A 20,917-nucleotide genomic window follows, 5' to 3' on the forward strand; every position below is an offset into this window, starting at 1 on the left:
TAAATCCAGAACTGCCTTGGTTCACGATCTTCTGACCCTGTCCGTGGTTTCGGACCGCGCCATCAGCCCCTATTCTGCCATGCGCCGCGCGCGCACTCTTGCACCGAACGGATAGTGCCGACCATGCACAACAAACCATCGACATTGGCTGTGCTAGCAAGCGCCGTGTTTCTCCTTTGCGCCCACCGCGAGGCCGCCGCCATGCTGAAGGATGCCTCCATCGATCACGACATGGGCCAAGCCAAACGCAATTTCGAGCGCATGCTCCATTCCGATCATGCCTCCGCGATCGACTGGAAGTCGATGGTGTCGGGCGCCGGCAAGACGTCGAAATAACGCGGCAAGCCTTCCGGCGCCATCGTCCAGCCTGACCGCGCTAGTTTATGAACGTCGTCAGCTGGGCTCCTTCATCCGCCACGAACACGGCGATCAGTTCCGCCGGCTCCGTGTTGCTCGCATTCGCCGACACCAGATGCGTCGAGCCCGGCGGTTCGAAGAAGGACTGCCCGACCGTGAAGGTCTCGACCGGGCCACCGCCGAGTTGGGAGCGGATCTCGCCCTTGGTGAGATAGGCGGTGACGGAGCCCGCGTGCCGGTGCGGCCGCGAGAAGCCGCCCGGGCCGTAAGTCACGCGCACGATGGTGACGCGCTTGCCCGGTACGTTCGGCAGCGCGTAGGAGCCGATCGGCTCGACCTTGTCGAGCGGCGATCCTTCCGCTGCGTTGGCGCAGAGCGGCGCCAGCGTGCCGGAGACGGTGTCCATGGTCACCGGCAGCGCCTTTCCAAGGGCCAGCGCACAGGCGAGACCCGCGACGATTGCGAGTGACAGCGGGCGTGATTGAAACTGCCAGGGCATGGCGGAGATGGCTGGTATTGTTGACGACATCCTGTGTCCTCCCGAGAGCGAAAGAGTCATGACGCCTTGGCGTGCGCCACGGACGGCCGCTGCGGCGGCGTCCAGCGATAGGCGATCCCAAAGCGGTTCCAGACGTTGATCGAGGCGACCGCCGAGGTCAGGTACATCAGTTCCTTTTCGGAGAATTCGCGGCTCGCCTCGGCATAGACGTCGTCGCTGACCCCCTCCGGCAACAAGGTCAGCGCCTCGGTCCAGGCGAGCGCGGCCCGTTCGCGCGCCGAGAATATCGGCGCCTCGCGCCACACCGCAACCAGATTGAGCTTGTCGGCGGGCATGTCGAGCCGCTCGGACAGCAGGATGTGATGCTGCACACAGAAGGCGCAGCCATTGATCTGGGAGGCGCGCAGCTTGATCAACTCGAGAAGCAGCTTGTCGAGACCGGCCTTGGCCGCAAGCTGGCCAAGCGCAAGCGTCAGGTCATAGGCATCGTGGGCAAGCGCCTTGAAGTCTTCATATTCGCTGCGGGCGTGTGACATCGACCTCACCTCGTGATATTATAAGTGTACTTACAAGTTATCAGGGCTCTTATATTATGCACAAGCCTCGTCGGATCACAAAGTCGCAACCGGAACGGACGCTGGTTCCCGCCCCCGGCGAAGGCAAGCGCGGCGAAGAGGGTTATCTCGGCTATCTCTTGCGCCAGGCACAGGCCGCCGTGAGGCTCAGCATGGAGCGGCGCCTCGCCGATCTCGGCGTCACGCCGCCGCAATTTGCGGTACTGACCATGCTGAAGGCATATCCCGGCCTCTCTGGCGCGGAGGTCGCCCGCCTGACATTTTTGACGCCGCAGACCGTCGGCGTGATCATCGGCAATCTCGAGCGCGACGGAGCGATCGGCAAGACGCCACATCCCGTGCACGGCCGCATCCTGCAATGGACGCTGACGGCGCGCGGCAAGATACTTCTGAAGACGTGCCGGGAGCGTGTCCTCGCCCTTGAGCAGCGTTTGGCCGCAGGACTCGACGCGAAGGCGCAGACCACCGTCCGGCGCTGGCTGGCGCGGATCGCAACGGAGTTGCAGGAGGGCTAGGAAGGACCCGGCCTAATCGTCCCAGGAAATGTCAGGGAATTCGGTGCCATCGCCGCCACGTCCGTAATGTTCCGCCAGAATTGCCACGATGACGACGATCAACCCGGCGGCAAAGGGCCAGGGGTTGGCGCGGATGAGGTCGAACAGCTCCTGCATGGCCGCCATTTTGCGGGATGACATGCGAAAGTTCCGTAAACCGATGGGCCGAAAGTCGTGCCTCCCGCTTCAGGTTTCACCAACGAGAGCGCCTGCTTCCAGCTAAACTGTCCGCATGAACCCGCCTGATTCCTCACCCCATCCGACCCGCCGCACCGCGCTGCAATCCCTGCTCGGCGCAGCCACCCTCATTGCCTCGCCTGCCCTCTCGGCCACCCCGCCCGGCTTCGGGGAATGGCGCGAGAGTTTTCGTGCACGTGCGATGACCAAGGGCATTTCGGCCACCACCTGGCAGCGCGCGATGGCGCGCGTCGAGCCGGACATGAGCGTGTTCAAGGAGATCCGCAACCAGCCGGAGTTCAACGAGCAGGTCTGGCAGTACATCAACCGCCGCGTCTCCGACTGGCGCATCATCAACGGCAAGATCGCCCTGAAGAACAACGACGCGCTGTTCGCGCGCATCGAGCGCGATTTCGGCGTCGAGCGCGGCACCTTGCTCGCACTGTGGGGCGTGGAATCCGCCTATGGCGATCCGCTGGTGCAGCAGAACCACATGAAGCCGGTATTTCCCTCGCTTGCCGCGCTCGCCTGGAACGAGCCGCGTCGAAAGGCCTATTGGGAAACCGAGCTGATCAACGCGCTACGCATCGTCGACAAGGGCTGGAGCACGCCGGAAGAGATGCAAGGCTCCTGGGCCGGCGCGATGGGGCATTCGCAGTGGATGCCGGAAGTCTGGCTCAATGTCGGCATCGATTATGACGGCGACGGCAAGGTCTCGCCATTCGGCAAGCCCGACGATGCGCTGGGCTCGACGGCAAAATATCTCGTCAACCGCGGCAAGTGGCACCGAGGCGAGCATTGGGGTTATGAGGTACGTGCGCCCGGCAACATGAGCGGCGGTCGAACGTATGCGGCCTGGCAAGCTGCCGGCGTGACGCGCGCCGACGGCCAGCCGTTTCCGCAAATCAATGCTTCGGCGCAGATATGGACGCCGGTCGCGGGCGGGCCGACCTTCCTCTTGGGACCGAACTTCTACTCGGTGAAGAGCTACAATCCATCGATGAACTATGCGCTGGCGATCTGCCATCTCGGCGACCGCTGCCTCGGCGCGCCGCCCTTCATACAGCCTTTTCCCGGCTCCGAGCGCGCGCTGACGCTCGCCGAGGTGCAGGAGATGCAGACACGTTTGACGAAAGCCGGCTTCGACACCGGCGGTACCGACGGCCGCGTCGGCAACGACACGATGAAAGCGATCAAGGATTTTCAGCAAAGGGCCGGCATCACGCCCGCGGACGGTTATGGCGGGCTGAAGGTGCTGGCGAAGCTGCGGCAGGGTGGCTGACACCTTGGCGTAAGCTCCCATTCTCCGCGTACGCTCATCGGATGGTTTGCGGCCCCTGGTCAGGTAAGGCGACGTCGATGACGCGAAGTTGCACGCGCTCGGCACCCTGATAGCGGTCGAGTGACAGCGCGCCCGCGACATGCAGTTGCTGGCCGCGATTGGCGAGAAGCGCATTGCCGAGCTTCTGGCCGATCGAGCGGAACGCGATGCCGTTGACGATCGCGCCATCGCCCGACTTGAAACGCAGCCGCAAATGCGCCTGTCCGACCTCGTCGGCATAGACGAGCTGATGCGCCGGCAACGCCAGCATCGGCTCCGAATTGCCGCTACCGAAGGGCCCGGCGCGATTGAGCGTGTTGGCGAGCTCCGGCGTCACCGCGCGCGCAGACACCGCGCCGTCGATGAAGAGCTCGTTGATGTGGCGCGCTTCGGCAACGTCGTGCGCGAGCGCGCTTTCGAGATAGGCGCGGAATTCGGCCAGCTTTTCCTTGCGCAGCGTGACGCCGGCGGCCATTGCGTGCCCGCCGCCCTTCAGCAAGATGCCGTCGGCAACCGCCTGCCGTACCGCCTTGCCCAGATCGACGCCGGCGATCGAGCGGCCCGAGCCGGTGCCGATCCCGCCGGGCTCGAGCGCGATGGCAAACGCGGGCCGCGAAAACTTTTCCTTCAGGCGGGAGGCGACGAGGCCGACCACGCCGGGATGCCAGCCTTCGGAGGCCGTGACGATCACGCCCAGCTTGTCCTCGAGCCCGATCGAGGCCAGCGCCTCGGCTTCGGCCTGGGCTTCCGCAGCCTGCTCGATGATGCGGCGCTCGCTGTTGAGGCGGTCGAGCTCAGCCGCGATCCGCGCGGCCTCGACGCTGTCGCCTTCGAGCAGCAGCCGCACGCCGAGATCGGCGCGGCCGATGCGGCCGCCAGCATTGATGCGCGGCCCCAGCATGAAGCCGAGATGCCAGGCCTCCGGCGGGCCGTTGAGCCGCGCGATGTCCATCAGCGCGGTATGGCCGACATGGTCGCGCCGCCGCATCGCGATCAACCCCTTGGCGACGAAGGCGCGGTTGAGGCCAATGAGCGGCGCCACATCGGCCACCGTGCCGAGCGCGACGTGATGCAGCATGCCCAAGAGATCGGGCTCGGGCATCTCGGACGTCCAGAAGCCACGCTGGCGCAGCTCGCGATTGACGGCAACGAGGCTCACCAGCACGAGGCCAACGGCCGCGAGGTGGCCAAGGCCGGAGAGATCGTCGAGCCGGTTCGGATTGACCAGCGCATCAACCTCCGGCAACTCCGTGCCGGCCTGATGATGATCGATCACGACAACGGACATGCCGAGCCGTTTCGCTTCCGCGAGTGGTTCAATGCTGGTGGTGCCGCAATCGACGGTGACGAGAAGCGTGGCCCCCTTCGCCGCCAGCCCGCGAACCGCCTCGACGTTGGGGCCATAGCCTTCGAAAATCCGGTCGGGAATGTGGATAAGCGGATCGAGCCCGCAATGGCGCAGATGCCAGGCGAGCAGCGCGGCCGAGGTCGCGCCGTCGACGTCGTAGTCGCCGAAGATTGCGACCTTCTCGCCCCGCACCGCTGCCTCCGCGATGCGCTTGGCGGCGGCTTCCATCTCCGTCACCGTGAACGGATCCGGCAGCAGTTTGCGGATGGTCGGATCGAGGAAGTCGCTGACCGCATCGATGTCGACGTCGCGCCCAGCCAGCACCCGCGCCAAAAGCTCCGGCAGTTGGTGGCGCTGGACGATGGCGAGCGCCCTCGCCGCTCCGCGCGCGTCCAGCCGGTCACGCCAGAGCTTGTCGGTGAGCGAGCGTGCGACGCCAAGGAACGCCTGGGGCAACTCGACGGGCAAGGCAGTGGCGGGAGGCATCATGATTCGGGGGCTTCGATGGGTGCAGATCATGCCCGTGGCCTCGGGCGCCTGGATTCCGCCGGGAAAGTCGAGGCATTTGCAATGTCCGGGCCGAACAAAGCGGTGGATTGCCGAATCCGTTCGCAATCTGACTATCATTTGAGCAGCCGCGCAGGCAGCAAATTAAGTGTGCGTTAGGCGGAATCTTCGAAAAAGGCCCGTATTCGATCTGTATTTCTGGTCCCGGGTCATTGCAGGTCAGACTTCATTGCAAGGAAATCCCCTCGATGTCTGCTGCGCCGGCCCTGAAGACCAAGTCGCGTTCCACCGGAACCAATCCTGAAGCCGCAGACGACAATTCCGACATCTCCGCGCTGATCAACCGGCTGACGGCTGAGGTCAACCAGATCGCGGTCGACAAGACCAGGTCGATCCAGCAGATCACCAACCAGATGAAGATGCTGGCGCTGAATGCGCTGATCGAGAGCTCTCGCGCCGGCGCGCAAGGCGCGGGCTTCGCGGTCGTGGCGCAGGAGGTGCGCGGCGTCGGCCAGCAGGTCGAGACCATCGCACGCGAGCTCGAGACGCAGCTGACAAAACGCACCGGCGATCTCGTCTCCTCGATCGAGCGAATGAGCCAGCGCTCGCGCGGCGAGCGCATGGTGGATCTGTCGCTCAATGCCATCGAACTGATCGACCGCAACCTCTATGAACGCACCTGCGACGTACGCTGGTGGGCGACCGACTCCGCTGTAGTCGACTGCGCCGCCTCGCCGAGCGCGGCGACAGTTTCGCACGCCTCGCAGCGCCTCGGCGTCATCCTCGGCGCCTACACCGTCTATCTCGATCTCTGGCTCTGCGACCTCGACGGCAACGTCATCGCCAACGGCCGCGCCGACCGCTTTCGCGTGGTTGGCCAGAACGTCGCCAACACGAAATGGTTTCGTGAGGCGCGCACCTTGCGTTCCGGCGATGATTACGTCGCAGGCGACGTCGAGAACCAGGCGCTGCTCGGCAATGCGCAGGTTGCGACCTATTGCGCGAGCGTGCGCGCGGGCGGCGCGGCCAACGGCGCGCCGATCGGCGTGCTCGCCATCCATTTCGACTGGGAGTCGCAGGCTCGCGCCATCGTGCAGGGCGTGCGCGTCGGCGACAGCGACAAGGCGCGCGTTCTGCTGGTCGACTCGAACTTGCGCGTCATCGCCGCGTCCGACGGTCAGGGCATCTTGTCGGAGCGCGTCTCGCTCTCGATGAACGGCCAGCGCTCGGGCTTCTATCACGACCGCACCGGCGCGCTTGTCGCCTTCCACGCCACGCCCGGCTACGAGACCTACCGAGGCTTGGGCTGGTACGGCGTGATCATCTGCGGGGCTTGAGGCGGGTCCAAAACGGCGCGAGGACGGGCCGTTTCGTAGCCCTAAAGCAAAAACGGTGAAATCAACCCCATGCAAAGTAGCCGGGGTTAGCGGCCGAGGTCCGCACATTTCGGAAAAACCGTTGACACGTCGGGCAAATCAGGGGCAATAGTCGATCATGGCGCGGCTCGGGTTGGGCTACGAAGAGCTTTGCACTCCAATTTGAATCGCCTCCCCGTAACCGACTGCCTATGGTCTGCTGATGTCGCGCCTCGTGTGTCTGTCGATTGCCATCGTCCTGTCACTGCTGCCGGTCGTCGCACCGGCTGCTCCAAGTCACAAGCGGCCGGCGCCAGTCTGGCATGGCTACGGCTTCCTGCCGGGCTATCATCAGCCGCCGAGCAATAGCCTTCCGCTCTATGCCCAGAAAGCCGCCGCGCGGCGCATGGCGCGCAATAACCGACGGCCATGGTACATTGACCCGGTCCCCAGCTATTACGGATTTGACGGCAATTGGCACTATTTCGGCCGGCCGGGTTTTTATGACGGCCGCTACAACAACGGCAGCTTTGGCCCGTGCTGGACGCGGACACCGATCGGACCGATCTGGAATTGCGGCTGACGGCGCGGTCGTCGGCCCGTTGAAATAGCTCGTTCTGCTCTCACGCAATATAACCGGAAACTCCATTCCAAAGGTGGCGCCGTAAGCAAGTTGACGCCGCGATGTTGCTCCGAACTATGCCTCGGTACAATAGCAGCATTGATCTTGGTGCAGCCTTGGCTACGGACCATTCCGGAAAGGGCCTCTCGCGGCCTCGGCGTCAATCACACCATGATGAGGAGCCCATCGCCACGTGCACCGCCCGGCAGGCAAGCCGCTGCGGAGTGCGGCCTGGCGCCTGATTGCCGTCAGGATCGCCTGCCAGCGCGGATCCCAGCACCTCGACGGTTGCCGTCGCCCCGGCCACGAGTTCGCTTCGCTCCGCGCGGTCGAGCGCGATCCTGACCGGGACACGCTGGGCCAGCCGGACCCAGTTGAATGTCGGATTGACATTGGCAAGCAAGGTTGCGCCTTCGCTGCGGTCGCGGTCTTCAATACCGGCCGCAATGCCATCTACTCTTCCGCGCAGCAAGTGGTCGCTGCCCAGCAGCCGAACGTTGACGGCATCACCACGATGAATACGCGGTAGCTTGGTCTCCTCGAAATAGCCCTCGACGCGCAGCGTGTCGGAATCGAGCAACGCCATCACGCCCTTGCCGGAGGTGACATAGGTCCCTGGCCGCAGCTCCACGTTGGTGACGACGCCATTGACGGAGGCGCGCACCTCGCTGCGCTCGAGGTTGAGCTTGGCGAGACTGAGATCCGCGACCGCCTCGTCATAGGCGGCCTGGGCTGAGCCCTGGGTCGCGACGACTTGATCGATCCTCTGCTTGGAGACCGTCTCGTCGAGCGTCAGCGCGCTGTAGCGCTTGAGATCGGCGTTAGCCTCCTCGAGCGTGGCGCGCTTGCCGAGCAGCACCGCCTCGGCCTGCTTCAGCGCGATGTCGTACCGCGCGCGGTCAATCCGGAACAGCACCGCCCCCCGCTGGACCTGCTGATTGTCCCTGACGAGCACGTCGGTGACGAAGCCCGAGACATCAGGAGCAACCGGGACCACATCGGCGCGGACGTGACCATCGCGCGTCCAGGGCTCTTGCAGATAGTAGTCCCACAGCTTGTAGCCGGCCCAAAGGGCGATCAGAGCCATGATCGCGGTAAGCGAGAAGCGACGCAACAGATTCAGAGCGGCTTTCATGACACAACATCCTTGGAAATGAAGACGAGACCAGCAACCAGACAGACGTAGAGCGAAAACTCGAATAGTGCGCCGTGCCAGACGAAGCGATAGAGTCCGGCCCGCGTCATGACCTTGCTCACGATGCGCGCGAGCACGTAGCCGACGACGCACCACAGCAGCAGGCTTGGGACGATCACGCCGAACAAATCAAGTTCGTATCTCATGCGGCAACTCTCCCTTGATGCGGGTCATGCGGTAGGTAAGGCACGGCTCCGGGGAACAGGCCGGCGCGCATTCCGGCGAGGCTATAAAGCGCCTCATTGCGGCTCTCGCTCGCCGGCTCCTGGACAGTCAATGCGATGGTGTTGTCGAGCCGCCCGAGAAGCTCGACCGGAAGGCGTCCCTCGGTGTGGGCCCGGCAAGCTGAACCGAGAAGGGCGAGCAGCTCGTGGATCAGGGCCATTGCCGGCCGTGCAAGGCCAAGGCTCATCTTGCGCAGATGAAGCACATTCAGGGCGGTTCGCAGCTGGCGGAGATTGGCAGCGTCGCTCCTGGCCTCAGCAGAGACCGTGGCCATGCGCGAGGCAAGCAGAGCCAGTCGATGCTGCATCAGGCTGGCAATGGCGGTGCGATCCTGATGTCCCCTGCCCTCGGCCACCGCGGCCAGCGTCGTCCAGTTGCTCCGGAGCAGGCGGTTGGCAATCCACTCGGAGCCGAACATACGAACGATGCTGGAGACGACGCCGGTCAGCGCAACGCCGACCATCAGCGCCACGCTGGAGTTGGCGTAGCTGGCGAAATCGCCGGCGTAGGACGACTCCAGCGCCAATTGAACCGATGTGAAGACGATGAACAGGGTGCCTATGCGAGCGGTTGCGGGTCGCGCGGATATCCAGGCGAACAATACGAATGTCGGCATCAGTGCCACGATCACCATCTCGAGCGTCGTGATCCGCGGCAACACGCCAAAGGTGTAGATTCCGTTCACCGCAATGACGGCGAGGAACACCGGATAGAGCTTCCGAAATGCCGGAAGCGGATCATCCACACCTGCGAACAAGGAGCCGACGACGGCAGCAAACACCGGCGCGGATGCGCCGTCAGTCCAGCCGGTTGCGATCCAGAACGCGCAGCAAGCCAGAATCGACAGCGCCGTTCCCGCTGCAGTCCAGAGCGCAAGCCCATGGTCGCGATGGAGCTCGCCGGGGCCGACCGCGTCGGGCGTGAAGGCAAGCCGAAGCGTCTCCGTGTCGCGGCCATCGGCGATCGCCTCGCGCAAGGCGTTGCAATCCTGCACGATGTCGACGAGATGACGAATCCGGGTGACAAAGCCGGCGATGACGATCTCGCTCCATGCGACATCCATGCCGAGTTGCGGCTGCATTTCGCCGAGGGCGACACGCAAGCCGTCGGCTTCCTGACCATTCTTGCCGCCATCGGCGAGCCAGCGCGCGGTTCTTGTACTGATCTCGGCAACGTGCTCCGCGGACAACGGGTGAGCGCCGAGCGCGATCCTCTGGTCCTCGATCGATGCAAGCAGCGGAACCAGTGCCAGCATGTGCTGCCGCAGGCGCTGGAGACCGTGCGCGGTGTTCGCGGATGTGACGGTCTCATAGCCGAGATGTCGGCAAAGCTGATCGATCTCGGAAGCCGCAGCGGCAAGCCGTACGCGATCGTCATTGCGCGACTGGTCGCTGCCACTGCCGGTCAGGGCGTCCACGCCGAGCTGACGTACCCCGGCGAGCCAGGCGTCCGCCTGTGCGACGATCGCAGCGGCGACGCTCCGCGGCAGCACAAGCATAGCAACAACGCTCGCACAGAATATGCCGAGCATGATTTCCTGAACGCGGGCGGATACGATGTCGAAGGTGAGCTCGGGCGACGACAGCACGGGAAAACCGAGAAGCGCCACGGTGTAGCCCGAGAGCATGAAAACGTAGCTGCGCGGCGTGCCGTCGAGCAGCGCGAGATATAGAAAAACACCGACCCATAACGAGATGGCGAGGCTGAGGAGCTCGGGTGCGTTCACGAGGTTGGGGACCAGCACGATTGTGCCGGCCGCGCCAATCAGCGTCCCCAGCATGCGGTAGACCGCCTTTGACCACGCCGCTCCGGTCAGCTGATTGGACGTGATGAAGGCGGAGGCCATCGCCCAATAAGGACGCGGCATCCCCAGATACAGCGCGATCGAGAACGCCAGCATCGCCGCTGCGAACGTCCTCATTGCAAAGACGAGGGCAGAATGCCGGGCCAGGAATGATGAAGATTGGTGCATGGCTAAGTTGGGCCGACGTGGCGGGGCGCGCAACTGCACACCGCTAATTTTCTCTATGAGATCTTTCTGCGTGGCGCGTTTTTGCTTTGGAAAAACAAGTGGGGCAGTGCTGAGGGCAATCCAAAGGTCAGTCCGAGGAATGCCAGAAACACATCGAGATAACTCAGGTTCATTTTGGTCGCTCCGTTGTCGTTGAACACGTCCGGTGCACTTTGCTCTGCGCGCGCAATATGCTCCGATTATTGGATCGGTACAATGAGGACATTGATCTCGGTGCAATATACCTCGGAGCTTTGAACCGGGCCCTGGGGGCGGCCCTCGCGTTAGGCGGCAATCCGCCCGCGACGAGGCGCGGCTGCATTCCGGGCCTCGATTGCTTTGACAGAGTTTTCGAACGCCGTTTCGAGTACGCTTCGGCCGATGGTCCCGAGCACAAGGCCGAGTATCCAGCCTTTGAAGTTCTTGCCCTCGCGGACGATGACTACGTCGATATCCGTCGTACCGTTTGGCCGGCGCGTGAAGGTGTACGTGTGGCCCGAGGCGCCTCCCCACACGTTCGAGTCGATCGTCGTCAGGATGACGTGATCAGGGTCGGACCAGTCATAATGCAGGTGCTCCCAGATGCCGCGCGAGCCTTCCGTCACGTCGGCCTCCGGGGGACTGAAACGGCGCACCTTCAGATATTCGTCGGTGCTATTGCCAAACAACTTGGAACGACCTGGTCCGAAGTCGGTGAGCGCGGCGACATATTGCTCGGGCGTCAAGGTGGTGTTTCGATAGAGGCGGATCGTGGACATGGCAGCACCTGAATTCGCTCGATGGAGTTCGTCGTCAGACTGATCGCTTCACTGAAGTCACGCGCGGCGATACCTTCCGGGTCTCAACTGCGCGTCGGCGCCCAGACAAAGGCGCCGACTGCGGGACTCAGTTGGAGATCGCCTTTGCCTTGCGAACGGACAGGCTGTCGCCGTCCCTGCTGATCTCGATCGCGCCTGGCTGCTGCGCCGTCGAGAGAACGACGCGTTGGCCGGGCGTCAGCAGAGAGACGAAGCGGATCGGCGTCCCTGCTTCACCCTGCGCGAGCGTCGTGACGACGCGGAATCCGTCAGGCTCGACGGTGTAGTAGGCGACGCCAGAGACGTCCCCGAGATTGATGCTCTGCCCCTGGATCGGACGAAGGCCGTTGGCCTGCGCGGCTCCCACTGAGACTAGAATGAAGGTTGCTGCGAGAAGCAGGTTGCGGATCGACATAGGACCCTCCGTTGGTTTGGGAGGCGGGCTGGTCGCCCGTCAGCTCCCTTGCCGCAGGAGATGGTCAGGCTATGATCATCGATCAAACAGATAGGATCGATAATGGGTATCGATACCATCAATCTTGGTCGTATCGACTTGAATTTGCTCGTTCATCTCGGTGCGCTTCTTACCGATCGGAGCGTCACGCGGGCTGCGGCCCGTGTCGGCATCGGCCAGTCCGCGATGAGTCACAACCTCGCGCGCCTGCGGGAACTATTCGGTGACGAACTTCTCACACGCGGGGCCGACGGCATGCGCCTCACGCCCCGCGCGGTGACGTTGCTGGAGCCAGTGCAGACTATGCTGGCGCAGGTCGAGGCGCTGGTGGCGCGCGACCAGGTGTTCGATCCGGCGACAGCGGTACGAACGTTCAGGTTCGGCCTGCCGGACAGTCTGGAAATCCTGATCATGCCCGCCCTGCTCGCGCGCATGCGCGAGGTCGCACCCGGCATTCACCTCCGGCTTTACAATTTCGACGCGTCCCGTCTATTTGATGACCTCGATGCCGATGAGATGGACCTCGCCATCGGTTACGACGCGTTCCAGCAGGGGCAATTCCACCACAAGCGGCGCAAGCTGTACACCGAGACCTTTCTGTGCATGTTCAATGCCCAGAAGACAGGCATCACGCCGCCGATCTCACTTGAGGACTACGTGCGGCTTCCACATGTGCTGACCAGTCTCCGGCCAGGGCGCAGCGTGCACGGTATCGTGGACGAGGCGCTGGAAAAGCTCGGCTTGCGCCGCTCCGTGGCCCTGACCACGCCGCGTTTCCTCGCGGTCCCAACCCTGGTGGCGCGCGCACCCGTCATCGTCACCATGGGCGCGCGACTGGCTCGCCTGTTCGCCGCCGAACTCGGGCTTAGCCTGAGCCCGCCTCCGGTAGAATTGGGAGACGTCACGGTGTCATTGCTGTGGCATGCGTCCTACGATCACGATCCGGCTCACGCGTGGTTGCGCGAACTGGTGGCCCAGCTCGCGGCCGAACTGTGAGCGAACGTGTTGCCGATAGCGCAGCGCCGAACAGAGTCCATTCTTTAGCAGTCTTCACCGTCTCTTCAAAGACTCCGCCGCGGACCTCATACGCGCCGTGACCGAGTACACACCGTTAAAGTTTGAATTCGTCGAAAGACGACTTCCGCACTCGTCTTGGGTCGTATCAAAGTCGCAGTGGGTGCCGAAGAACGGCGACAAACATCCACTGAAACTCGTCGGATACATAGCAGCGGCCCGTGTGTTCGCTTCCGTCGCCGCTTGGCAAACGATCTACCAACCTAGCTGATGGCGCGTACAAAATGACGCTACGCTCATCGCGAGTGACATGGCCGAAAACGCATTGTCAATTTGGCTCTTCGTGCTAGGAAGCACCCAACCCAAAAACAGGAAGTCGTAATGGCCAAGAAAGCCAAGAAAAGCATGGTTCGCCGCGAATACACCGCAGCCGACGTCAAGCAACTTCGCACCCACTCAAAGGCAAAGACACCTGTTGCGAAGATAGCAAAGCAGATGAAGCGAACGGAAGGCTCGCTACGCCAAAAGGCATTGAAGCTCGGCCTCGCAATCGGCCATCGTCGCTGAGCTGCTTGCGTACACGCGGCCACCAGGACACGTCCCCATAGATCGTTCCGTGATGTCCGCTCTGCTCCGATACCGACCGCCTTCGGGCAACCGCAGCAAATATCGCGATGGGCCGTTTTCGGACTCATGCGCCGCAGCAAACTGCATCTTCATTCGATCACGTCGTCTGCAAGGGCGAGGAACGAGGGCGGTACGGTGAGGCCAAGCGCCTTTGCAGTCTTGAGGTTGATCACCAGTTCGTACTTGGTCGGCTGCTCGACCGGCAGATCGGAAGGCTTGGTGCCTTTGAGGATCTTATCGACGTAGTCGCCTGCACGGCGGAGTAAATCGGCTAAATCGGGGCCGTATGAAACCAATCCGCCATTGGTGGCGAATAGTCGGGATAGGTAAATCGCGGGCAGACGATGCTTCGCCGCCAGCGCGGTAACTCGTGTGACGTTGTTAATCATCAAAGGATCGCTCAAGACAACTATGCCATCGGGCTGCTGGGCTGCGGCCGAGGCAAAGGCGATGTCAAGTTCCTCGGCCGTGGTCGCCTCCACAATCGGCAGAGCGACGCCTAGTTTCTGGGCAACTTGGGGTATCTCCTCGGCTACCTGCAACCTGTGAATTGGGTTGTCCGGATTGACCAAGATCGCAATTTTCGAGGCAGTAGGAACCATTTGCCGCAGTTCTTCTATCGTTTTGGCAACGATCTGTCCCGGGACGAAGGACGCAGGACCCGTTACGTTGCCGCCTGGATGCGATAGGCTTTGAACGAGGCCGAACCCCACGGGATCGGCAGCCGTGGTTACAATCGGAATGGTAGCCGTTGCCGATTTCAGGGCTAAAGCTACTTGCGTGCCCCCGCCAAAGAGCACATCGGGCTTGAGGGCGACAAGCTCGTTCGCTAGCGGCGCCAGGCGCTCGGCATGATTCTCGGCGGATCGATAATCAATGATCAGGTTCTTCCCTTCGATCCAGCCATGATCGCGCATGCTGTCCTGCCACACCTTGAAATTTGGCAAGTACAGGGGCGCGCTATCAAGATAGCCGACCCGGCGAGGCGTCCCCTGCGCGAGTGAACGCCGTGGTGAAACGAGCAGTGCCGCAGTGCCTGCGATGAACTCCCGCCGTCGCATGCATCCCTCCCTGCAAGGGTCACGCCTGAGGGAAAATAGAGCTTAGCACTTTACCGTGGGGATGTGAGGTGCCTCGAAGGATCGCTTCGGGTCATAAGCGGCATTCGCGGCAAGCGACCCCAGCGCCCGGTTTACCGCCGACCGGCGACATCGCAACGGCTTAAGCGCTGTTCGGCTTGGGGCCAACAACAGACGCCGTACAGTTTGTTGTCGCCTGCATATGAACCAGCCTCAATTGGAAGCCGCAACGCTCCCTGCCGCCGAAATCGGGCGCATACGGCAATCGAGTTGCTCTCATCGTGCCACTCGCGGCTTGGTAGCGAGCGCCTGTACTGTTGCACCATTTTGGCAAAGATCGAGGCCTTCGGCCGCCGAACGCCGCGAACTAAAGTATGCTTTGCGGAAAGGATCGGGATAACGTTACTTTGCCGTAGTCCAAAATCCGGCTGGCCGTCAATCAGACAGTCGAGGGAGCCAATGCAGCAGATTGCGGACTGGCTCAACATCCTTGGTCTGGGGCAATACGCGCAGCGCTTTGCCGAGAACGACATTGATCCGAGCGTTCTGCGCGATCTGACCGACTATGACCTCGAAAAGATCGGCGTCTCGCTCGGCCATCGCAAGAAGATGTTGCGCGCGATTGCGGAGTTCGCTGAGACCGGACCGAGACTCGTGCGTACTCCTTGGACCGCGGCCGAGAGGCGTCAACTCACAGTGATGTTCGCTGATCTTGTTGGCTCGACAGCGCTCTCGACCAGGCTTGACGCTGAGGACTTGCGGGAAATCATTGGCAAGTACCACCGCTGCTGTGCCGAGCAAATAGAGAAATCTGGCGGGTTCGTTGCCAGATACATGGGCGACGGCGTGCTCGCATATTTCGGCTATCCGCGGGCCGATGAAGACGATGCCGAGCGAGCGGTATGCGCCGGACTAGCATTGGTTGCGGCCGTGGCAGGACTCGATGTCGGCCCGTCGGCAAGATTGCGAGTGCGAGTTGGCATTGCCACTGGCTTGGTGATCGTCGGTGATCTCATCGGGGATGGCGCATCGCAGGAACATGGGGTGGTTGGTGAGACCCCCAATCTGGCCTCGCGGCTGCAGGCGTTGGCCGAGCCGGATACGATGGTCATCGACGGCAGCACCCGCCGCCTCGTCGGTGGACTCTTCGAATATCTCGCTCTTGGAAGCGTGTCCATCACAGGCTTCAGCGACCCGGTGCCGGTCTGGCGAGTCATCGGTGCGAATGCGGTCGATAGCCGGTTCGAGGCCTTGCGGGTAGCCAGAACGCCACTGCTCGGCCGCGATGAAGAGATCGAGCTACTGATGCGCCGCTGGCAGCAGATTAAACGCCGCGATGGCTCGGTCGTGCTGATATCGGGTGAGCCGGGCATCGGCAAATCGCGCCTCGCCGAGACCGCGCTGGAGCGGCTGAGCGATGATCCACATATCCGTTTGCGCCGTTTCTGCTCGCCGCACCATCAGGACAGCGCGCTTTTTCCGACCATCTCACAGCTCGAGCGGGCGGCGGGATTCCGGCGCGACGATACGGACCGGCAACGATTGGACAAGCTCGAAGAGTTGCTCGCGGAGGCAAACGTCGACCTCAGCGAGGCTGTCCCGCTGATCGCGGACCTGCTGTCTGTGCCGATTGGCAATAGCTATCCACCTCTCGGCCTCACCCCTCAGAAGCGCAAGGAGAAGACGCTTGGGGTCCTCCTGGCCCAGCTCGAGGGGCTGGCGATGCGCCGGCCCGTGCTGATGGTATTCGAGGATGTGCACTGGATCGACCCTACCTCGCTCGACCTGTTGGACCGCATCGTCGACCGCGTGGCCACCCTCCGGGTCTTGCTGATCATCACTTTCCGGCCAGAGTTCGCTCCAGCCTGGATCGGGCGCTCGCACGTGACAATGATCAGTCTCAGTCGGCTGCCGCATCGACAGCGCGCCGAGATGATCATGCGGGTGACCGGCGGCAAGACGTTGCCCCAGGAGATCGCCGAAGGGATCATCGATCGGACCGATGGCATACCGCTGTTCATCGAGGAATTGACCAAGGCGGTGATCGAGAGCGGCATGCTGGCCGACGCCGGTGACCGCTTTGATGCGACGGGGCCCGTGCCGAGGCTTGCCATTCCTACCTCGCTCCATGCCTCGCTCCTGGCACGGCTCGATCGCTTGGCGCCCGTGCGCGAGATGGCGCAGATCGGAGCTGCCCTTGGGCGGTCGTTCTCGCATGAGCTGATCAGCGCCGTCGCGGCCATGCCGCAGCAACAGGTGGACGGGGCCTTGGCGCAGCTTGTAAGCGCCGAACTGGTGTTCCAGCGGGGGACCCCGCCTGATGCAGAGTACACGTTTAAGCACGCGCTGGTGCAGGACGCAGCCTATAGCACCATGTTGCGCGGTCGACGCCAGCAGATCCAAGCTCGCGTTGCGACGACGCTAGAGAGCCAGTTCCCTGAAATCGTAGCTGCTCAGCCCCAACTCATGGCCCACCATTGTACCGAGGCCGGTTTCAACGAGAAGGCGGTCGGCTACCGGCTCAAGGCGGGCCAGCAGGCGGTCGCGCGATCGGCGATGACGGAAGCGGTGGCGCAGTTGCAGAAGGGTCTCGAATTGCTTGCGAACATACCCGAGGAGTCGCGGCCGGTGCAGCACGAGCTCGACCTGCAGATTGCCTTGGGGCGGGCCCTGATGGCAGCCAGGGGATATTCGGCGCCGGCGGTGGCCGATACCCTCGTCAGGGCGCGGGCGCTCGCTGAGCGGCTCGACCGACCGGATCGTCTCGCTCCGCTGCTCTATTCCCAATGGGGTTTCCATATGGTTCGGGCCGAGCACGAGCTGGCGGTGTCCCTTGCCGAGCAGTTGGAGAAATTGGGCGAGACGAGAAAAGATCAAGCCACTCTGCTGCTGGGTCACTATATCCACGGCGCCAGTTGCTACTTTCGCGGCGAGTTTATGACAGCGCGCGGCCTTCTCGAGCTGTGTAACGGCTTGAGAGATCCGGCCGCTCGCGCGATTTGCGCCGCCATAGCGGTGGCCGATCCGCACGCCGCGAGCCGAGGTCACTTGGCCTCGACGTTGGCGCTTCTTGGTTACTTGGATCAGGGACGCGCGTGCGTGGACGAGGCGTTGTCAGAAGCCCGTTCGCTCGACCATCCGTTCACGGTGGCCTTTGTGTTGAGCAAGGTTTGTACGGTGGAAGGGGCCGCCGGCTTGTCGCATGACGCGCGGCGGCACGCTCAGGAACTGGTGGCTCTCTCGAACGAACACGGTTTTCCGCTCTGGTTGGGCCTCGGACTCCTCCAACATGGTCGCTCATTGACAGCAGTTGGACAGGCGCAGGACGGTCTCGCCTTGCTCGCGAAGGGGCTCTCGGTGCTTCGTGATGCTGGAGCTGTCGTGCACACGCCGCGCGTGCTTTGCTTTCTCGCCGAAGCTCACGCCAAGGTCGGGCATCTTCAGGAGGAACAGAAATGCCTCGTCGAGGCTGCGCAACTGATCGAGATGACCCAAGAGCGGTCCGGCGAGGCCGAGTTGCATCGACTTCGAGGCGACATGATGAATGCGCGAGGCGACCAGGCCGCGGCAGAGCAAAATTATCATCGAGCGCTCGCTGTGGCGGAGCGCCAGCGCGCGAAGACGTTGGGGCTGCGTGCTGCGACCAGCCTCGCTTGCCTGTGGCGCGACCAAGGCAAATGCACGGAAGCTCACGATCTCCTCGTGCTGCGGTATCGCTCGTTCACCGAAGGCTTCGACACGCCGGTCTTGAGGAACGCCAGGGCGCTGCTCGAACAGCTGGCCTGAGCCCGTTCATGTCGTTCGTCGCGGGATAGGTGCCTTGCCGGCACTCCAACGCTGGGCTCTGGTCTATGATCTCATGAAGCGTCATGACCACTGTGGGCCAACAGCCGACATCATTCGATCACATCGTCGGCTTGAGCGATTACGATCGACATGACGCGGACGGTACCGTCAAAGGCCGTTGACACATGCGTCCGCAAGCTCAGCTGCATATTTTGCGTAGATGTTCGCATGGCCGGTACCGAATTCTCGCTCGAAAAGAATGTCCCGCCGACCATGCGTGAAGAATTTACCTCTTTCGGCTCTTTCGCAATTGTGCTGGCAGGCGTTGCCCTACGGGCCTGATTGCCCTCATAAGGCTAGACTTGGCTTGGGCAGGTGCAGACTTACTGCGCTGTGTCTTCTGCTGCACCATGCCCGACGGCAACGACATTGACCATGGTTTGCGGAGTCTGGACGGCTCTGCTTGCTCCGGGCGCAAGCAGAGGAAGCGTCATACGAATGGTCGTACCTTTTCCTGGCGCAGAGACGAGCGTGACCTTGCCGCCAAGCTGATCCGTCACGAGGTTATGGACGATGTAAAGGCCGAGCCCGGTACAGCCCTGCGCCCGTCTGGTGGTGAAGAATGGATCAAAAACGTGACGCTGGACCTCCTCCGGAATGCCGCCTCCGTCATCCGAGAAAGTGATCTCAATCTGGTCCGGGCCGAGGCGATGCGCCTCGATCAGCATGCATCCACCAAGCCCATCGGCGAAGCCGTGAGTGACAGCATTGAAGATGAGGTTGGTCAGCACTTGCCCGTAGGCGCCCGGGTAACTGTCCAGGATGATGTCGGAGGGTATGGCCACCGAAAGCGAGTCCCGGTACTTCGGCAGGCCTGGCCGTATACTCGCAACGATCTGCTCGGTCGCAAGCTTGAGGTCGAACAAACGCCGATCAGCTTGGCTGCGATCGGCGGCGACTTGCTTGAATGATTGAACCAGCTCTCCCGCGCGCTGGAGATTCGCGACGAGCTGATTTGCGGCGTCGCGACAACCGTCAGTGAATTCGGCCAGCCGCGAACGGCGCAGCGGCCCGGAAACAATCTGGTCGGCGAAGTGGGCGCAACGGCGATCCAGCGTCGAGGCCACCGTCAGGCTGATGCCGATTGGGCTGTTGAGCTCATGTGCAACCCCCGCTACGAGACGGCCGAGTGCGGCCAGCCTCTCCGTCTCGATGAGATAGCGTTGCGCTTCGCTGGCATGCAGAGCAGCCTCGGCCAGCTTCCTCTTGTCCCGAATTTCGGCAAACAGCGCAGCAACGACCGATGCGCCGATCGTCACAAGTAAGATGCTGATCTGTGCCGCCAGAACGCGCTCATTCATCGTGAGGTCGCGATTGCCGAAATAGCCAATGCCGAAGGTGGTCGTCCAAACGATGGAAAGGCTGATGATGAACGCCGCTGCCGCGGCAAAGACCGGCCTGCAACGGGCGGCAAGCCACAGCAGCGGCGTAAATAGCACCGCGACCGGCCCAACATTCGCCAACAGCTCCGATCGGAGAAAGATGGCAAGTGCACTCGCCAGAGCCAGCGCTGCGACCGCCGCGATTCCTTCGACGAGCTCGCTCAGCGGAGGCCGGTTGCGCGCGGCTGGAGCAAGCTCAATCAGCAGCGGCGCAACCGTGATGATTCCCAGCGCGTCCGATGCAAACCACTGATACCAGGTCGTCAGCAGCGGCGCCGTCGTGCTGTGAAACAACTTGAAGACGATCGCCCCGCCGATCCCGGAGACTGTGGTTCCCGCAATTGCTGCCGCCAGCAGCCCCACCACGTTGCGCACCTTGTCCAATCTGAAGTCCGGACCGAAGAAGCGCCCGATGAGCCATGCTGCGAGCGCGGCTTCCCCTGCATTGCACACGCCGAAGAGAACCGCGCCCCAGAAATTCCGGTCACCCAGGAGATTCGCGACGATGGTTGCAGTCATGGTACCGATCACGACAGGCCATCGCGTTCGCGGCCCGAGTGCGATAAGCACGCCGGCGGAGACACCTGCGGCAGGCCAGAAAACGGCAACACCCTCAGGTTTGGTGAGCATCGCAAGGCTGAGGCGCGCCGCCAGGAAATAGACGATACCGACCAAGACTGCGAGCCCGACTGAGCCGGCCCACCGGCTCAGGTCGATTTCGGCCGACAGTTCGCGCTGAACCCGTCCCGATAGGTTCTGCTGCACCCGTCCTCCTTCCCCCGCCTGGGTTCCGTTTGGCGCAGAACTCGCGTGCTCGCGCTGCCCGAAGCAAGACAGCTGCGGCGGCGCTGACAGGCCGTCTGGTCCCAAGTTTGTATTCAAAGAACAAATCGGAGCTGGGTCGCCCAACCTGCCGTGCAGGAGCTTGGCCCAACCGGAGACCAGGATCACGGCCTCCGAGCGAACTTGGGC

General features: G+C 62.7%; 19 protein-coding genes. 8 read left to right on the forward strand and 11 right to left on the reverse strand.

Features of this window, described 5'->3' with window-relative positions; genetic code table 11:
* The first annotated feature begins 123 nt into the window (after positions 1-123).
* Positions 124-336, forward strand: coding sequence for a hypothetical protein (locus tag SO156_RS01425; RefSeq protein WP_498533588.1), 213 nt, complete (start codon positions 124-126; stop codon positions 334-336).
* A gap of 40 nt (positions 337-376) precedes the next feature.
* On the opposite strand, the gene SO156_RS01430 is transcribed toward SO156_RS01425, so the two are convergent.
* On the reverse strand, positions 377-856 hold the full coding sequence (locus SO156_RS01430; protein WP_498533830.1) for a cupin domain-containing protein: 480 nt from the start codon (positions 854-856) through the stop codon (positions 377-379).
* Between the two features lie 56 nt (positions 857-912).
* A complete protein-coding gene (locus SO156_RS01435) occupies positions 913-1,392 on the reverse strand; it encodes a carboxymuconolactone decarboxylase family protein (protein WP_498533589.1) in 480 nt (159 codons plus the stop codon).
* 56 nt (positions 1,393-1,448) lie between these two features.
* On the opposite strand from SO156_RS01435, the gene SO156_RS01440 reads away from it, so the two are divergent.
* Complete coding sequence (locus SO156_RS01440; RefSeq protein WP_498533590.1) at positions 1,449-1,946, forward strand: MarR family winged helix-turn-helix transcriptional regulator; 498 nt, start codon at positions 1,449-1,451, stop codon at positions 1,944-1,946.
* Positions 1,947-1,958: 12 nt separating this feature from the next.
* On the opposite strand, the gene SO156_RS01445 is transcribed toward SO156_RS01440, so the two are convergent.
* Positions 1,959-2,126 (reverse strand): hypothetical protein, encoded by a 168-nt coding sequence (locus tag SO156_RS01445; protein ID WP_458149594.1) that lies wholly within the window; start codon positions 2,124-2,126, stop codon positions 1,959-1,961.
* A gap of 91 nt (positions 2,127-2,217) precedes the next feature.
* Between SO156_RS01445 and SO156_RS01450 the strand changes: the two genes are divergently transcribed.
* A complete protein-coding gene (locus SO156_RS01450) occupies positions 2,218-3,444 on the forward strand; it encodes a lytic murein transglycosylase (protein ID WP_498533591.1) in 1,227 nt (408 codons plus the stop codon).
* Between the two features lie 34 nt (positions 3,445-3,478).
* On the opposite strand, the gene recJ is transcribed toward SO156_RS01450, so the two are convergent.
* The gene (gene recJ, locus SO156_RS01455) at positions 3,479-5,320 is read right to left on the reverse strand and encodes a single-stranded-DNA-specific exonuclease RecJ (protein WP_498533592.1); all 1,842 of its coding nucleotides are present in this window, start codon (positions 5,318-5,320) and stop codon (positions 3,479-3,481) included.
* Between the two features lie 266 nt (positions 5,321-5,586).
* Between recJ and SO156_RS01460 the strand changes: the two genes are divergently transcribed.
* Both SO156_RS01460 and SO156_RS01465 read left to right on the forward strand, forming a co-directional pair.
* The gene (locus SO156_RS01460; protein ID WP_498533593.1) at positions 5,587-6,675 is read left to right on the forward strand and encodes a methyl-accepting chemotaxis protein; all 1,089 of its coding nucleotides are present in this window, start codon (positions 5,587-5,589) and stop codon (positions 6,673-6,675) included.
* Positions 6,676-6,916: 241 nt separating this feature from the next.
* Positions 6,917-7,276 (forward strand): hypothetical protein, encoded by a 360-nt coding sequence (locus SO156_RS01465; protein ID WP_498533594.1) that lies wholly within the window; start codon positions 6,917-6,919, stop codon positions 7,274-7,276.
* 199 nt (positions 7,277-7,475) lie between these two features.
* On the opposite strand, the gene SO156_RS01470 is transcribed toward SO156_RS01465, so the two are convergent.
* The 5 genes from SO156_RS01470 to SO156_RS01490 all read right to left on the reverse strand — a co-directional run bounded on the left by SO156_RS01470 (position 7,476) and on the right by SO156_RS01490 (position 11,958).
* Positions 7,476-8,450, reverse strand: a complete 975-nt coding sequence (locus SO156_RS01470) for an efflux RND transporter periplasmic adaptor subunit (RefSeq protein ID WP_498533595.1) — start codon at positions 8,448-8,450, stop codon at positions 7,476-7,478.
* Positions 8,447-8,656, reverse strand: a complete 210-nt coding sequence (locus SO156_RS01475) for a DUF1656 domain-containing protein (RefSeq protein WP_458149587.1) — start codon at positions 8,654-8,656, stop codon at positions 8,447-8,449. Before SO156_RS01475 ends, SO156_RS01470 begins: the two co-directional genes overlap by 4 nt.
* Positions 8,653-10,656: an FUSC family protein gene (locus SO156_RS01480; protein WP_498533596.1), complete on the reverse strand. Its 2,004-nt coding sequence runs from the start codon at positions 10,654-10,656 to the stop codon at positions 8,653-8,655. The genes SO156_RS01475 and SO156_RS01480 overlap by 4 nt, the downstream gene beginning before the upstream one ends.
* Positions 10,657-11,030: 374 nt before the next feature.
* Entirely contained in the window at positions 11,031-11,504 is a 474-nt protein-coding gene (locus tag SO156_RS01485) for a hypothetical protein (protein ID WP_458149585.1), read from the reverse strand.
* Between the two features lie 127 nt (positions 11,505-11,631).
* Complete coding sequence (locus tag SO156_RS01490) at positions 11,632-11,958, reverse strand: hypothetical protein (protein ID WP_458149584.1); 327 nt, start codon at positions 11,956-11,958, stop codon at positions 11,632-11,634.
* A 102-nt stretch (positions 11,959-12,060) separates the two neighbouring features.
* Here SO156_RS01490 and SO156_RS01495 point away from each other — a divergent pair, with 102 nt between their 5' ends.
* A complete protein-coding gene (locus SO156_RS01495) occupies positions 12,061-12,993 on the forward strand; it encodes a LysR family transcriptional regulator (RefSeq protein WP_458149583.1) in 933 nt (310 codons plus the stop codon).
* Positions 12,994-13,392: 399 nt separating this feature from the next.
* Complete coding sequence (locus SO156_RS01500; protein ID WP_498533597.1) at positions 13,393-13,578, forward strand: hypothetical protein; 186 nt, start codon at positions 13,393-13,395, stop codon at positions 13,576-13,578.
* A 149-nt stretch (positions 13,579-13,727) separates the two neighbouring features.
* Here the strand turns inward: SO156_RS01500 and SO156_RS01505 are convergent, their stop codons facing one another.
* Positions 13,728-14,699, reverse strand: coding sequence for an ABC transporter substrate-binding protein (locus SO156_RS01505; RefSeq protein WP_458149581.1), 972 nt, complete (start codon positions 14,697-14,699; stop codon positions 13,728-13,730).
* A 477-nt stretch (positions 14,700-15,176) separates the two neighbouring features.
* On the opposite strand from SO156_RS01505, the gene SO156_RS01510 reads away from it, so the two are divergent.
* Positions 15,177-18,503 (forward strand): adenylate/guanylate cyclase domain-containing protein, encoded by a 3,327-nt coding sequence (locus SO156_RS01510; protein WP_458149580.1) that lies wholly within the window; start codon positions 15,177-15,179, stop codon positions 18,501-18,503.
* 383 nt (positions 18,504-18,886) lie between these two features.
* On the opposite strand, the gene SO156_RS01515 is transcribed toward SO156_RS01510, so the two are convergent.
* Positions 18,887-20,896 carry an MASE1 domain-containing protein gene (locus SO156_RS01515; RefSeq protein WP_498533598.1) on the reverse strand — a complete coding sequence of 670 codons (2,010 nt, stop codon included), beginning with the start codon at positions 20,894-20,896 and terminating at the stop codon, positions 18,887-18,889.
* Positions 20,897-20,917 lie beyond the last annotated feature (21 nt).

Source organism: Bradyrhizobium sp. UFLA05-125, assembly GCF_059803515.1.

What these genes read in the sequence shown, in the direction of transcription:
- recJ (WP_498533592.1), bottom strand. Translation starts at nt 5,320, where the DNA reads ATGATGCCTCCCGCCACTGCCTTGCCCGTCGAGTTGCCCCAGGCGTTC.
- SO156_RS01460 (WP_498533593.1), top strand. Translation starts at nt 5,587, where the DNA reads ATGTCTGCTGCGCCGGCCCTGAAGACCAAGTCGCGTTCCACCGGAACC.
- SO156_RS01500 (WP_498533597.1), top strand. Translation starts at nt 13,393, where the DNA reads ATGGCCAAGAAAGCCAAGAAAAGCATGGTTCGCCGCGAATACACCGCA.
- SO156_RS01440 (WP_498533590.1), top strand. Translation starts at nt 1,449, where the DNA reads ATGCACAAGCCTCGTCGGATCACAAAGTCGCAACCGGAACGGACGCTG.
- SO156_RS01475 (WP_458149587.1), bottom strand. Translation starts at nt 8,656, where the DNA reads ATGAGATACGAACTTGATTTGTTCGGCGTGATCGTCCCAAGCCTGCTG.
- SO156_RS01505 (WP_458149581.1), bottom strand. Translation starts at nt 14,699, where the DNA reads ATGCGACGGCGGGAGTTCATCGCAGGCACTGCGGCACTGCTCGTTTCA.
- SO156_RS01485 (WP_458149585.1), bottom strand. Translation starts at nt 11,504, where the DNA reads ATGTCCACGATCCGCCTCTATCGAAACACCACCTTGACGCCCGAGCAA.
- SO156_RS01495 (WP_458149583.1), top strand. Translation starts at nt 12,061, where the DNA reads ATGGGTATCGATACCATCAATCTTGGTCGTATCGACTTGAATTTGCTC.
- SO156_RS01445 (WP_458149594.1), bottom strand. Translation starts at nt 2,126, where the DNA reads ATGTCATCCCGCAAAATGGCGGCCATGCAGGAGCTGTTCGACCTCATC.
- SO156_RS01510 (WP_458149580.1), top strand. Translation starts at nt 15,177, where the DNA reads ATGCAGCAGATTGCGGACTGGCTCAACATCCTTGGTCTGGGGCAATAC.
- SO156_RS01450 (WP_498533591.1), top strand. Translation starts at nt 2,218, where the DNA reads ATGAACCCGCCTGATTCCTCACCCCATCCGACCCGCCGCACCGCGCTG.
- SO156_RS01435 (WP_498533589.1), bottom strand. Translation starts at nt 1,392, where the DNA reads ATGTCACACGCCCGCAGCGAATATGAAGACTTCAAGGCGCTTGCCCAC.
- SO156_RS01425 (WP_498533588.1), top strand. Translation starts at nt 124, where the DNA reads ATGCACAACAAACCATCGACATTGGCTGTGCTAGCAAGCGCCGTGTTT.
- SO156_RS01465 (WP_498533594.1), top strand. Translation starts at nt 6,917, where the DNA reads ATGTCGCGCCTCGTGTGTCTGTCGATTGCCATCGTCCTGTCACTGCTG.
- SO156_RS01430 (WP_498533830.1), bottom strand. Translation starts at nt 856, where the DNA reads ATGCCCTGGCAGTTTCAATCACGCCCGCTGTCACTCGCAATCGTCGCG.
- SO156_RS01480 (WP_498533596.1), bottom strand. Translation starts at nt 10,656, where the DNA reads ATGAGGACGTTCGCAGCGGCGATGCTGGCGTTCTCGATCGCGCTGTAT.
- SO156_RS01490 (WP_458149584.1), bottom strand. Translation starts at nt 11,958, where the DNA reads ATGTCGATCCGCAACCTGCTTCTCGCAGCAACCTTCATTCTAGTCTCA.
- SO156_RS01470 (WP_498533595.1), bottom strand. Translation starts at nt 8,450, where the DNA reads ATGAAAGCCGCTCTGAATCTGTTGCGTCGCTTCTCGCTTACCGCGATC.